The sequence below is a fragment of the Pseudomonas sp. 22072 genome (assembly GCF_052046095.1).
GTDB classification, from domain to species: Bacteria; Pseudomonadota; Gammaproteobacteria; order Pseudomonadales; family Pseudomonadaceae; genus Aquipseudomonas; species Aquipseudomonas paracarnis.
Map to the genome: position 1 here is coordinate 269,251 of NZ_JBQEQE010000003.1, position 13,198 is coordinate 282,448.

Annotated in this window: 12 protein-coding genes and 2 pseudogenes; 6 read left to right on the plus strand and 8 right to left on the minus strand. The window is 60.0% G+C overall.

The window, feature by feature from the left end:
• Positions 1 to 156: 156 nt before the first annotated feature.
• Together rpmA and rplU are read right to left on the minus strand one after the other, a co-directional pair.
• Positions 157 to 414 (minus strand): 50S ribosomal protein L27, encoded by a 258-nt coding sequence (rpmA, locus tag ACTJLA_RS04910; protein WP_003176049.1) that lies wholly within the window; start codon positions 412 to 414, stop codon positions 157 to 159.
• Between the two features lie 34 nt (positions 415 to 448).
• Positions 449 to 763: a 50S ribosomal protein L21 gene (rplU, locus tag ACTJLA_RS04915; protein WP_007950961.1), complete on the minus strand. Its 315-nt coding sequence runs from the start codon at positions 761 to 763 to the stop codon at positions 449 to 451.
• A 239-nt stretch (positions 764 to 1,002) separates the two neighbouring features.
• Between rplU and ACTJLA_RS04920 the strand changes: the two genes are divergently transcribed.
• The 3 genes from ACTJLA_RS04920 (at position 1,003) to ACTJLA_RS04930 (ending at position 2,831) form a co-directional block, all read left to right on the plus strand.
• Positions 1,003 to 1,971, plus strand: coding sequence for a polyprenyl synthetase family protein (locus ACTJLA_RS04920; protein ID WP_314545442.1), 969 nt, complete (start codon positions 1,003 to 1,005; stop codon positions 1,969 to 1,971).
• A 158-nt stretch (positions 1,972 to 2,129) separates the two neighbouring features.
• Positions 2,130 to 2,471, plus strand: coding sequence for a zinc ribbon domain-containing protein YjdM (locus tag ACTJLA_RS04925; protein ID WP_314545444.1), 342 nt, complete (start codon positions 2,130 to 2,132; stop codon positions 2,469 to 2,471).
• Positions 2,472 to 2,573: 102 nt separating this feature from the next.
• Positions 2,574 to 2,831, plus strand: a complete 258-nt coding sequence (locus tag ACTJLA_RS04930; protein WP_005791321.1) for a PA4570 family protein — start codon at positions 2,574 to 2,576, stop codon at positions 2,829 to 2,831.
• Between the two features lie 60 nt (positions 2,832 to 2,891).
• Here the strand turns inward: ACTJLA_RS04930 and ACTJLA_RS04935 are convergent, their stop codons facing one another.
• Positions 2,892 to 3,509 (minus strand): FKBP-type peptidyl-prolyl cis-trans isomerase, encoded by a 618-nt coding sequence (locus tag ACTJLA_RS04935; RefSeq protein ID WP_034128752.1) that lies wholly within the window; start codon positions 3,507 to 3,509, stop codon positions 2,892 to 2,894.
• A gap of 255 nt (positions 3,510 to 3,764) precedes the next feature.
• Here ACTJLA_RS04935 and ACTJLA_RS04940 point away from each other — a divergent pair.
• Together ACTJLA_RS04940 and ACTJLA_RS04945 are read left to right on the plus strand one after the other, a co-directional pair.
• Positions 3,765 to 4,781, plus strand: a pseudogene (locus ACTJLA_RS04940) (methyl-accepting chemotaxis protein); the annotation flags it as partial.
• A gap of 306 nt (positions 4,782 to 5,087) precedes the next feature.
• Positions 5,088 to 5,684 (plus strand): annotated as a pseudogene (locus ACTJLA_RS04945) (methyl-accepting chemotaxis protein); the annotation flags it as partial.
• Between the two features lie 75 nt (positions 5,685 to 5,759).
• Here the strand turns inward: ACTJLA_RS04945 and ACTJLA_RS04950 are convergent.
• The 5 genes from ACTJLA_RS04950 to ACTJLA_RS04970 form a co-directional block, all read right to left on the minus strand.
• Positions 5,760 to 6,128, minus strand: coding sequence for a glyoxalase superfamily protein (locus tag ACTJLA_RS04950; protein ID WP_054896979.1), 369 nt, complete (start codon positions 6,126 to 6,128; stop codon positions 5,760 to 5,762).
• A gap of 76 nt (positions 6,129 to 6,204) precedes the next feature.
• Entirely contained in the window at positions 6,205 to 8,652 is a 2,448-nt protein-coding gene (locus tag ACTJLA_RS04955; RefSeq protein WP_259038019.1) for a dermonecrotic toxin domain-containing protein, read from the minus strand.
• A 113-nt stretch (positions 8,653 to 8,765) separates the two neighbouring features.
• Positions 8,766 to 10,244 (minus strand): N-acyl-D-amino-acid deacylase family protein, encoded by a 1,479-nt coding sequence (locus tag ACTJLA_RS04960; RefSeq protein WP_054921533.1) that lies wholly within the window; start codon positions 10,242 to 10,244, stop codon positions 8,766 to 8,768.
• Between the two features lies 1 nt (position 10,245).
• The gene (locus ACTJLA_RS04965) at positions 10,246 to 11,106 is read right to left on the minus strand and encodes a MurR/RpiR family transcriptional regulator (protein ID WP_054896982.1); all 861 of its coding nucleotides are present in this window, start codon (positions 11,104 to 11,106) and stop codon (positions 10,246 to 10,248) included.
• A gap of 20 nt (positions 11,107 to 11,126) precedes the next feature.
• Positions 11,127 to 12,530 carry a GntT/GntP/DsdX family permease gene (locus ACTJLA_RS04970; RefSeq protein ID WP_054896983.1) on the minus strand — a complete coding sequence of 468 codons (1,404 nt, stop codon included), beginning with the start codon at positions 12,528 to 12,530 and terminating at the stop codon, positions 11,127 to 11,129.
• 189 nt (positions 12,531 to 12,719) lie between these two features.
• Here ACTJLA_RS04970 and ACTJLA_RS04975 point away from each other — a divergent pair, with 189 nt between their 5' ends.
• On the plus strand, positions 12,720 to 13,094 hold the full coding sequence (locus ACTJLA_RS04975; protein WP_060765099.1) for a lysozyme inhibitor LprI family protein: 375 nt from the start codon (positions 12,720 to 12,722) through the stop codon (positions 13,092 to 13,094).
• Positions 13,095 to 13,198 lie beyond the last annotated feature (104 nt).

A 13,198-nucleotide genomic window follows, 5' to 3' on the forward strand; every position in this document is an offset into this window, starting at 1 on the left:
AACCAAGACATAAGACTCTTGCAAAAATGAGCGCAGCGACCTCAATCAGCGACCGCAAACCTGCGCCTGAGATCATCACAAACAGCTTTGCAAGAGACTCACTCCACAAACGAAAAAGCCCCGTCGCAAGACAGGGCTTTTCCAGCGATCTCGCAATTAAGCTGCGACAACGCTCACGTAACGGCGGTTGAACGCGCCCTTTACTTCGAACTTGATCACGCCTTCGATTTTAGCGAAGAGGGTGTGATCTTTACCCATGCCAACACCGTAACCGGCGTGGAATTGGGTGCCGCGCTGACGCACGATGATGTTGCCCGGAATGATTTTCTGGCCGCCATACATCTTCACGCCAAGGCGTTTGGCTTCTGAGTCGCGACCGTTACGGGTACTACCACCAGCTTTTTTGTGTGCCATGAGTCAATTCTCCTAGTGAGGAATTAGGCTGAAATTAAGCCTGAATACCGGTGATTTTGATCTCGGTGTACCACTGGCGGTGGCCCATACGCTTCATGTGGTGCTTACGACGACGGAACTTGATGATGCGGACTTTATCGTGACGACCTTGGGAGATCACTTCAGCCACAACGGTAGCGCCAGCAACAACTGGAGCGCCGATGTTCACGTCATCGCCATTGGCGACCAACAGAACGCGATCAAAAGTAACGGATTCGCCAGTAGCGACTTCCAGTTTCTCGATCTTCAGGTATTCACCTGGGGCGACTTTGTATTGCTTGCCACCAGTAACAATTACTGCGTACGACATGGTATTTCTCCGATAATCCTGCTCACCCAGCGCTTTATAAGAAGAGGTATTGGCTGGCATGGCTGCATGGGATGGACGTCCCGAATGCAATTGCGTAAGGCAGGTGCTGCCCAGGAAGTTCAGGGTGCGCGATTGTACGCAAGCTATGGGAGGCTTGCAAGGGGCCGTCTATCGCGCCTTGACACCCGGGGGTCAGGGTCCTAGCATGCCGCGCAACCCTTCTGGAGCGACTGTCGCTGATGCAACCCCAAGCTTTCTACCGCGCGGTCGCGGACGATTTTAGCGCCGTCGACGGCATCATCAAGCAGCAGCTGACGTCTAAAGTGCCGCTGGTCTCCAAAATTGGCGACTACATTACGTCGGCGGGCGGCAAACGCCTGCGTCCTTTATTAGTGTTGCTGTGCGGCAAGGCCCTGGGCCGTCAAGGCGATGACCTGCGCCTACTGGCCGCCACGATCGAATTCCTGCACACCGCCACCCTGCTGCATGACGACGTGGTCGACATGTCCGGTATGCGCCGTGGTCGCGAGACCGCAAACGCGATGTGGGGCAATGCGCCCAGCGTGTTGGTGGGCGACTTCCTGTATTCGCGCTCGTTCGAAATGATGGTGGAACTGGGCTCGATGCCCGTGATGAAGATTCTTTCACAGGCCACACGCATCATCGCCGAAGGCGAAGTGTTGCAACTGTCCAAAGTCCGCGATGCCAGCACCACTGAAGAAACCTATATGGAAGTGATTCGCGGCAAAACCGCGATGCTCTTCGAAGCCTCTACCCACAGTGCAGCCGCGCTGTGTGGCGCCACCGCCGAACAGGCCGAGGCCCTGCGCACGTTCGGTGATCACCTGGGCGTGGCGTTCCAACTGGTGGATGACCTGCTCGACTACAAGGGCGACGCTGAAACCCTGGGCAAGAACGTCGGTGACGACCTGGCCGAGGGCAAGCCGACCTTGCCGCTGATCTACACCATGCGCGAAGGCACGCCGGAACAGGCTGCCCTGGTGCGCAAGGCGATCCAGAAAGGCGGGATCGAAGACCTGGAAGCCATCCGTGCCGCCGTAGAAGCCTCGGGCGCCCTGGAGTACACCGCGCAACTGGCGCGTGACTACGTGGCGCGGGCGATCACATGCCTGGAAGCGCTACCGGCCAGTGAATACCGGGATGCCCTGGTTGAGCTGAGTGAGTTTGCGGTCGCCCGTACTCACTGATTCCGCGCTGTTTAATGTGGGAGCTGGCTTGCCTGCGATGACGGNGCCGCTATCGCAGGCAAGCCAGCTCCCACATTAGGACGAGTCCAGCCCCACCCGCGTTTAAAACCCTATATAATGTGCGACTTTTAGCCATCCCTGACTTTCTAGGAGCTTTAGTGAGCACGTTGCCACCCTGCCCAAAATGCAATTCCGAATACACCTACGAAGACGGCGCCCAACTGGTCTGCCCGGAATGCGCCCATGAGTGGTCCGCCAACGGCGAGGCCGAAGTGGTCGGCGATGAGACCCTGAAGAAAGACTCTGTGGGCAACGTCCTGCAGGATGGCGACACCATCACCGTGATCAAGGACCTCAAGGTCAAGGGCACTTCCCTGGTGGTCAAGGTCGGCACCAAAGTCAAGAACATCCGCCTGTGCGACGGCGACCACGATATCGACTGCAAGATCGACGGGATCGGCCCGATGAAACTCAAGTCCGAGTTCGTGCGCAAAGTCTGAACCTGCTGCATTCCATCCCGCGCCCGCCGCGGGATGGCGTTTCGCCCTCTGCGTTGATCGAACGCAATACCCACACAGAAAAACCCATCAAGGAGAACGACCATGACTTATTTGATAGATGCCTGGCTGGATCGCCCCCACCCTTACCTGCGAATCCTGCATCGGGAAACCGGTGAAGTCTGTGCGGTGCTTGAGGAAGAAGCGCTGAACGAGCTGCAGGACCAAGGCGATCTGGACGTGAATGGCCTGAGTTCCAGTGAGCCTGGTGTGCTGAAGGAAGTGGTGAGGAATCTGTTTCTGTTCTGCTATGCACGAGCGTTGCGCCCGGCGACCGACTTGAATGGCAAGTTCCATCCATGAAGAAACTGGCAAATACCTGTTGGGGCGAACGCGTTCGTCCCAACAGGTAACCAGCAGGCCTTACAGAACGTCGAGCAGCTCGACGTCGAATACCAGAACGCTGTGCGGCGGGATGCTGCCAACGCCTTGAGCGCCGTAAGCCAGTTCGCTCGGCACGTACAGGCGCCATTTGCTGCCGGCATTCATCAGTTGCAGGGCTTCGGTCCAGCCGGCGATCACGCCACCCACCGGGAATTCTGCAGGCTGGCCGCGCTCGTAGGAGCTGTCGAACACAGTGCCGTCGATCAGGGTGCCGTGGTAGTGAGTACGCACTTGGTCTTCACGGGTCGGCTTGGCGCCGGTACCGGCCGTCAGCACTTCAAATTGCAGGCCGGAAGCCAGGGTGGTGATGCCATCACGCTTGGCGTTTTCTGCCAGGAAAGCCAGGCCAGCGCCCGCTGCAGCTTCAGCCTTGGCAGCGGCTTCGGCTTGCATGATTTCGCGGATCACCTTGAAGCTGGCCGCCATTTGCTCTTGGTCAACACGGCTTGGCGAGCCTGCGAATGCGTCGGTCAGGCCGGCCAGGATCGCGTCCAGGCTGACGCCCGGTGGCGGGTTGTCGCGCAGTTGGTCGCCCAACTGACGGCCGATACCGTAGCTGACGCGGGTTTCGTCGGTGGACAGATTAACTTCGGACATGAAGAGGCTCCGCTGTAGGACGCCACGGTTTCCCGCGCCGCCCAGAACTAAAAGGGCCCGCAGACTAGCACACATGAGCGGGCCGTGATCAGCCCCACCCCGGCATCGCGGTTGCGCGCCGGCGACCCTTCGTCGACGAACAATAAAAGTATTTCAGAATCATCCTTTCCCGCCGATACAGCCCTACACATCTTGGCTGGCTCAAACAAAAACACACCGTCCAGCAGACAGACATCACTCTTCAAGGAGCTTTCGATGAACAGCTGGTTCGGTAACATCAGCGTCAATCTCAAACTCGGCCTGGGCTTCGGCCTGGTGCTGGTCCTCACCTCGATCCTGGCACTCACTGGCTGGACCAGCCTGGGCGGCTTGATCGACCGTAGCAATTGGATGAGCGACATCACCCAGCTCAATGCCTCGCTGACCAAGCTGCGTATCGTGCGCTTGCAATACATGCTGGCCAATGGCGACGAAGCTGTGGCGCAGAACGTGCAGACCAGCCTCGATGCCTTCGCCGCCCAGCAACAGAAGCTGCTCGACAGCTTCAAGAGCCCGGAAAACCTCAAGCTGCTCAATGAGCAGAAAGCCGTCATTACCGCTTACCGCCAGTCCCTGAACAAAATGCGCGAGGCCTACCGCAATGGCAACGCTGCGCGCGATGTCATGGGCGCCAAGGCCGACATTGCCAACGCGCAAATCAATGCGCTGGAAACCAGTGTGCAGCAGTCATCCGACAGCCCGGAACGCTTCACGCAGTTCCTGGCCGTGACCCAGGCCAAGAACGAATTCATGCAGGCTCGCTACGAAGTGCGCGGCTATACCAATAGCCCCAACGCAGAAACCGAAGCCCGCGCGGCTACACAGCTGGAAAAAGCTGTCGCCGGTTTGAAAGGCCTCAGCGTTGCCTTCGGTACTGGCCAGCAAAGCGCATTGTCCGCACTGGAAACCGCGCTAGGCGCCTACCGCAGCGCCGTGCAGAGCTACAAGGCGGCCAATGCCAATATCGTCACCGCCCGTGCCGAAATGACCACCCAGGGCGCCGACATCGTGACGATCAGCGACAAGCTGTACGACATCCAACTGGAACGTCGCGACGCCGAAAGCACCCAGGCCCGCAGCCTGCAACTGATCAGCACCTTGCTGGCCCTGTTGGTCGGCGTGATTGCCGCGTGGGTGATCACCCGCCAGATCACCCGCCCGATCCAGGACACCCTGGCCGTGGTGGAGCGCATCGCTTCGGGCGACTTGAGCCACAATATCCAGGTGACCCGTCGCGACGAACTGGGCGTGTTGCAGCAAGGCATCCAGCGCATGGGCACCACCCTGCGCGAGCTGATCAGCGGCATTCGCGACGGCGTCACTCAGATCGCCAGCGCCGCCGAAGAGTTGTCAGCCGTGACCGAGCAAACCAGCGCCGGCGTGAACAGCCAGAAGATCGAGACCGATCAGGTCGCCACCGCCATGCATGAAATGACCGCCACCGTGCAGGAAGTTGCGCGCAATGCCGAACAGGCTTCCCAAGCCGCTTCCGACGCTGACGGCCAGGCCCGCGAAGGCGATAAAGTGGTGGCTGAAGCCATCGCCCAGATCGAACGCCTGGCGGCCGAAGTGGCGCGCTCCACCGACGCCATGACGCACCTGCAACAAGAGAGCAACAAGATCGGCAGCGTGATGGACGTGATCAAGGCCGTGGCCGAACAGACCAACCTGCTGGCACTTAACGCCGCCATTGAAGCTGCGCGTGCCGGAGAAGCCGGCCGTGGGTTTGCGGTGGTCGCCGACGAAGTGCGTGGCCTGGCGCAGCGTACACAGAAGTCCACCGAGGAAATCGAAGGCCTGGTGGCCGGCTTACAGAACGGCACCCAACAAGTCGCCAGCGTGATGAACAACAGCCGCAGCCTCACCGACAGCAGCGTCGAACTGACGCGCAAGGCCGGGGTATCCTTGGAAAACATCACCCGCACCGTGTCGAATATCCAGTCGATGAACCAGCAGATTGCCGCAGCCGCCGAACAACAGAGCGCCGTGGCGGAAGAGATCAGCCGCAGTATCGTGAACGTGCGTGACGTGTCTGAGCAGACCGCTACGGCCAGTGATGAGACAGCCAAGTCGAGTGTTGAACTGGCACGCCTGGGTAGCCAGTTGCAGCAGATGGTCAGTCATTTCCGGGTGTAGCACCACAACCATGGTGGCGAGGGAGCTTGCTCCCTCGCCACAAGGGCCTTACCTGCGAACAGGCCAATGGGAGAATCAGCCCTCGCTCTCCTCAACAAACACCAATCGATTCCCAAACGGGTCTCTGATGCTCATCTCCCGCGTCCCCCACGGCGTGTCTTCCACCCCAGGCTTGGCATACCGGTATTCCTTGCCCAGCAATTGCTGCTGATACGCATCGACCCCTTGGGCCTGGACCCGCACAGCCGCCCCTGGCGAAGCATCGCCATGATGCTCGGATAAGTGCAGCACACACTCCCCCAGCGACACTTGCACGTACAACGGAAAATTCGCCTCGAAGCGATGCTGCCAATCGACCTTGAACCCCAGGAAATCGACGTAGAACTCCAACGCCTTGGCCTCGTCGAAAATCCGCAGGATGGGGGTGACTTTTCCTAAGTGCATTTAACTCTCCAAGTGCCGGTCGCTCGTTGCTGGCGAGCGACCACCCTAGCTCAGCAAGCGCTCAAAGTGAACACGCTCAATGATGGTGAATTTCCCTGATCCTTGCGCTCGACAGTTGATCATTGTCCACATGCACTTCATCGAACTCATAGGAACTTTCTTCAAACTGATTCAAGTGGCCCGACTTGCGCATCCGCTCGATGGTGCCAGGCGCCACACACTGGCGAGCCTCGACGAACTGCGGGTTTACCTCGATATTTTCGTTGAAAGAGACGACGGGAACACCGCGACTGTCGATTTCGTAAAGGTGGTACTTGCCGCCGAGTGCAGTATCACCAAAATGTATCGCCGCCGCCTTTGAGCGAGACGCCATCACGACATTGCCGTCCATCATTTTTGCAGGCCCGGAAAAGAAGTTTGAGTCCCGGAAACCATAATTTGCCGGATCACCGCGACGCTCTACGCGATCCGCCTTTTCGACGCGGTACAACTTGGGTATATCGGTACGTTCAATCATGCCTCGACTGTTGAAATACCCACCATCAGGCACCTGGACGCCGGCCTTGAACGGATTGACCTTGAGCACGTTGCTATCGTCGTACGGCTCGTAATCCCCGGAGGACGTGGCATCGGAAACCACCGAAGACGGCGACTCCTCATTCTCCGACAGTTCGTTTTCCGAGTTCTCGAGTTTGGGCTTCTTCGCCGTAGACGGGCCCTCCTCGACGATCTCATAACGGGGCTGCACTGAGGGACGCTTGGCCCCCCCTTGCAGGTAAATCTCCATGGATGGGTCCCACGCAGGATTCAACCCGTTTGCTGGTTTTTCGGGTAGCCGCGCAGGTTCGGTCGGACTCATCAGCACACCGATCTGCCCGTTCACGCGGCGATAGTTGAAAAACGGTTTTTGCGCCGTCGCCGGTTGAGCGCCGGACTCGACAGAAGGGTCGGCCGTGGAAGGACCGGCTTTGCCGAGGGCGTGAAAAAAAGCCATCGTCGCGACGTCCATCACCGCCGAATGCAGCCCATTCTTGCGCTCGGCCTGAGTGTCACCCTCCACGGCCTGGTCGATTTCCATTCCTACCTGTGCCGTGTAAGAGACGGCGCCTAGCGCCAGACCAATAGGCCCGAGCAAGGCCATGGGGATGGAGAATATTGCGTTGCCGGCTTGCAACAGAGCCAGTGCGTCGTCCTTGCGCACTTCGGCGTTGGATTTCATTTCGGTGTCTGCATCATTGTCGATGCGTTGGCGTGTCTGGCTGGCCATGAAGGAAAACACGTCCCCGCCGATTGGATAATTCAAAGTATCGATAACACTGTCATTCGCTGCCTGGGTGCCTGCACCCAGCTTGGCCAGGGTGACGTCCACGCCGTTGGCACTCAGGGCGCCAAACACGCCCTGCTGACGATCACGCAGCGAGAAATGTTCCTCCAGCACCTTGGCTTTGGCGGGGTCCTTGCTTTGTTCGAGCACCCACTGGTCCACGGCGGCTCGGTCCTTGAAAGTCTGGATCGCGGGTTTTGCGCCGGGGACATAGAGGGTTTCGGTACCACTCTTGGAGATGAAGCGCAGGATGTCATTGGACTTATAACCATTGATGTCGAAGCAAAACACCCTGGTGTCCGGACCCGGCGTCGTCTGCGCCTGTAACTGGGCCTTGGACATCGGCCCCTCGAGCGGTACACCTGACGCCGCCGCTTTCATCACCTCGGCATAAGCCTGCGGGCTAAGGCCCTGGCTGGAGTCTTGTTGGTTGAGGGCGCGCGCGGCCCGGGCCTCCATCACGAACTGTTGCTTGGCCAGCATCCGCCACTCGTCGCCGTGCTGCATCCAAAAATTGTCCAGCCTGGTCATCACCTTTTTCTGCAGGTCCCCCTCACGCACCAGGTTCAACAGCTCGCTGGGCTTCATGCGCAGTTGGTTGCCGGCGTCGTAGGTGCCCCTTCCCGGCCCATCCAGGTACAGGCCATAGGCGGCGTCCAGATCACGCCAGGTCTCCACGGCGTTGGGCACGTCATCGTGAATTTTCGAGTAGAGGTATCCCGGCCCCGTCCGGTCGAAAATGAACTTGCCCAGCCGGCTGAAAAAATCCGGCACACTTTCGCTGTCCAGCAACGAAAACGGGCTGGTATTCGAAGACACGAAATGCGCCAGCGCCTGAGCCTTGCCGGCCGTGCCGTAGCGTTCCGCCGAGAAAAAATCACTGGCCACGGCATCGGTCAGCGTCATGGACGACTCGGGAACTCCGCGATGTTCCCACCCGGTCACGGCGCTGCCAGTGTGGGTACTGTTGGCAGGAGAAAACTGATGCAGGTATACCTTGTCGGGGTCGATCCATTGATTGGTCAGGTTCCAGACTTTTTCCTGGATCCAGCCTTTGATCGTGTCACGCGGAAAAGGGAACGCCGACATCGCATCGACGCCCTCATTCACCGCGGCGTCAGGCGACGTGACGGTAGATGAAATGACGGCGTTGCCGGCCCGGTTAGCGAGTTGGCTGGGGCTTACAGGCTGAGTGTTCATACAGGCTCTCCGTAATAAGACCTGCACATGCTAGAGAGCCGTCCTTTGCAATCAATTAGCTTTTTGTAAGCGCTGATTGGCCATATTCAGACACGCTATCGGGCCGAGCACTGTCAGATCGCATCCCGCGCACCAAGCTGAAAACCTCGGCGCAAATCACCGCTGCGCGCCAGAAAACGACCCGCACGCCGTGTGTTCGACTGCCCTTCGCTGTAGCTCAAGACGCCGTTTACCCACACACGCTCAATCCCTTCGGCCGCACGCTGAGGCGTCTTGAAATCCGCCATGTCACGCACCCGCGCAGGGTCGAAGAGCACCAGGTCAGCCCAGTGCCCCTCGCGAATTTCTCCTCTTTGGGCCAAGCCGAAACGCGCCGCCGACAGCCCGGTCATTTTGTGTATCGCCGTGTACAACGGGAACAATCCGACATCCCGGCTGAAATGCCCTAGCACCCGTGGGAAAGCGCCCCACAAGCGCGGATGAGGAAACGGATCTTCAGGCAACCCATCCGACCCCACCATCGACAATGGGTGCGCAAGAATGCGCCGTACATCCGCCTCATCCATGCCGTAGTACACCGCCCCCGCAGGTTGCAAACGGCGGGCGGCATCCATCAGCGAAACGCCCCACTCGGCGGCAATCTCCTGCAAATCACGCCCGCCCATTTGCGGGTGCGGTGTGGACCAAGTGATGGTGATGCGAAACGCGTCAGTCACCTGCTTGAGGTCCAGGGTCGAGGAGCTGGCGGCATAGGGGTAGCAATCACAACCCACCGGATGATCTTTTGCCGCTGCTTCCAGGGCCGCCAACAGCTGCGGGCTGCGCCCCCAGTTACCGGCACCGGCGCATTTAAGGTGGGAAATGATCACCGGCACCCTGGCGTGTCGACCGATCAGAAACGCCTCATCCATTGCTTCCAGCACTGGCTCGAACTCACTGCGCAAATGCGTGGTGTACACCGCGCCGTAGGCCGTCAGCTCCTCAACGAGCTGCAGCACTTCATCGGTCTTGGCGTTGAAGGCGCTGGCGTAGGCCAGGCCTGTGGATAACCCCAGGGCACCGGCCTCCAGGCTCTCTTGCAACTGCACGCGCATGGCCGCGATTTCATACGGTGTGGCGGTGCGATGCAGGTCGTCCATATGGTTGCTGCGCAGCGCCGTGTGACCGATCAATGCCGCGACGTTCACTGCCGGATGGGCGCCCTGCACCGCGTTGCGATAATCGCTGAACCGCGGATAACAGAACTGCTCACGGTTGCCCAATAAGTTCATCGGGTCCGGCGGGTCGCTGCGCAAACTGACCGGCGAAGCGCTGATACCACAGTTGCCGACAATCACCGTGGTCACGCCCTGGCTGAGCTTGGGCAGCATCTGCGGCTGGCGAATCACTACCGTGTCGTCGTGGGTGTGCACGTCGATAAAACCCGGTGCCAATACCCGGCCATGGCCGTCGATGATCTGCTCGGCCTGGGCTGTGGACAAGTCGCCAATCGTACGGATGCGCCCTGCCTGCACGCCCACATCGGCGACATACCCTGGGGTGTTACTGCCATCGATGATCAGCGCCTGGCGAATCAGCGTGTCGTACTTCATATCAATCTCCAAGCGGCAGGCTACCAGGGCCGCCGCGGTAATCGTCCAGCGCCAGTTTGATCCGGCGCAGGCGTTCCTGGTTGTCGTCCGGCAGGGCCAGCGCCAACTCGGTGGCGAGCAGGTCGATAGCCAGCAGCATGCCGTAGCGGGCCGCAGTGGGCTTGTAGATAAAACTGGTTTCCGCCGATTGCAGCGGCAGCACGACATCCGCCAACTGCGCCAGCGGCGAATCGGCAAGGGTGATGGCAATGATCCGCGCGTCGTAGTTGCGCGCCAGCGTCACCACCTCCAGTAACTCCGGGGTCAGGCCCGTGAGTGAGCAGGCGATCACGGCATGTTCGGGCCCCAGGGTCGCCGCCGTGACACGCATCATCACAGGGTCGTGGCTGGCGGCAATCGGATAGCCCAGACGCACCAGGCGCACCTGCAACTCATCGCTGCACAGGCTCGACGGCCCGCCCATGCCGAACGCATGGATCATCCGCGCCTTGCCCAGCAGGGTGACCGCATCGCCAAAGCTGCGCTGATTGAAGCCCGAAAGGTGCTGACGCAACGTCGCCTCGATATCCCCCAGAATCTGCCGATGAAACGCTGACTGTTCTGGCTTGCCCGCCGGGTCCAGGAAGCGGCTGCCCACGCCGCTGGCCTGGGCCAACTGCAGGCGCAAATCGCGCAAGTCACGGCAGCCCACGCTGCGGGCGAAGCGTGACAAGGTGGCGGTACTCACCTCAGCCCGTTGCGACAGTTCCTCCAGGCTGGCGGACGCGGCAAAGCCCACATCCTCAAGCATCAGCTTGGCAATACGCCCTTCGCCGGCACTGAAAGTGTCCTGGCGGGCGCGGATCTGATAGAGGATGTCCATGGGGGCTCCGGGTTACAGGCTCATAACACAAGGGACAGACCGTAGGTCAGGCCGAAGGCGACCAGCGAAATCAGGGTCTCGAGTACGGTCCAGGTCTTGAAGGTCTGGATGACCGTCATATTGAAGTATTCCTTGATCAGCCAGAAGCCGCCGTCGTTCACGTGGGAAAAGATCACCGAGCCTGCACCGGTCGCCAACACCAGCAATTCAGGGTGTGGATAACCCAGGCCCAAGGCGACCGGCGCGACCACCCCGGACGCGGTGGTCATGGCCACCGTGGCCGAGCCGGTGGCGACACGCATCAACGCGGCGAACAGCCAGCCCATCACCAGCGGCGACAACTGGAACGCATGGGCCAGGCCAAGTATTTCATGAGTAACACCAGCGTCCACCAGGATGCGATTCAAACCACCGCCCGCGCCCACCAGCAAGGTAATGCTGGCGGTCGGCGCCAGGCATTCGTTGGTGAACTTGAGGATCGACTCGCGGTTGAAGCCCTGGGCCAGGCCCAAGGTCCAGAAACTCACCAGGGTCGCCACCAACAGGGCGATCACCGAGTTGCCGATAAACAACAGGAACTGGTTGAAACCGCTGCCCGGCGTAGAAATCACGTTGGCCCAGCCGCCGATCATCATCAGCACCACCGGCAACAGGATGGTGCCCATGGTCAGCGCAAAGCTGGGCAGGCGTGTACGCGGTTCACGCTCGATGAACTGGCGCTCCAGCGGGTTTTGCGCCGGCAAATGGATGTGCGGCACGATGAACTTGGCGTAGACGGGACCCGCGATAATCGCCGTGGGGATACCAATCAAAATCGCATACAGCACCGTCTGCCCGACCGAGGCGTTATAGGCCAGCACCGCCATCATTGCCGCCGGGTGCGGCGGCACCAACGCATGCACCACCGACAGGCCGGCGACCATCGGCAGCCCGACCATCAGGATCGACACGCCCACGCGTCGCGCCACGGTAAAGGCAATCGGCACCAGCAACACAAAGCCGACTTCGAAAAACAGCGGCAGCCCCACAAGGAACGCGATACACACCATCGCCCAGTGGGCATTGCGCTCACCGAAGCGGTTGATCAGCGTGCGCGCCACCTGCTCAGCGCCGCCCGACTCGGCCATCATCTTGCCGAGCATGGTGCCCAGCGCCACCACCAGGGCGATATGCCCCAGGGTCTTGCCGACACCCGCCTCGTACGAGCCCATGATGGTGTCCGCCGGCATCCCGGCCATCAGCGCCAGGCCGATGGACACCAGGGTAATCACGATAAAGGGGTTGAGTCGGTAGCGTGCGATCAGCACGATCAATGCAATGATGGCGATGGCAGCGTATGCCAACAGCCCGAAGCCCGGTGATGCGGCCATGCGGTACTCCTCGGAAAGGGTCACGTCGAATTGGTTGTGAAACTCATAAATCATTCCCGAGGAGCATTTTCAATTTTCATGAAAGTAATTTTCGCCCACGGATAAGCGCTGTCGCTTGGGGATATGCCCGACATGGGTGGATGAAAATTCGGGGGGTGTTCTTACATGAAGATCAGAGAAGGCGGAAACTCAGTCGCTGCCCTTGAGTCATAGAATGCGCATCCATTGCCCAGGAACCCGCTCATGATTCGCACCACAATTGCCGCCAGCGTCCTGCTCTTGTGCAGCAGCGCTTATGCCGCCGACAACCCTGCCTTGAAAAAATGCATGGACAGCGCCAATACCACCGCAGACATGGTCAATTGCAACGCCCGGCAAACCAAGGTGCAGGACGACCGCCTGAACCGCGCCTACAAGACCGCCCTCGCCGCCCAGGAAGGGCCGCGCAAACAGCAACTGCAAGACCTGCAGCGCCTGTGGATCAAATACCGCGACGCCAACTGCGCCTTCGCAGGCAGCGCCACCGGCGGCACGATTGATCAGGTAAACGGCTCAGGCTGCGTGCTGGACATGACCCAGACCCGCGCCCAGGAGCTGGAAGACCTGGTCGGCCCGTAACTGCTACAGCTCTCCCCCTGTGGCGAGGGAGCTTGCTCCCGCTGGGCTGCGCAGCGGCCCCAAAATCCTGGGCGCGCTTCGCACGCCAGCGGGAGCAAGCTCCC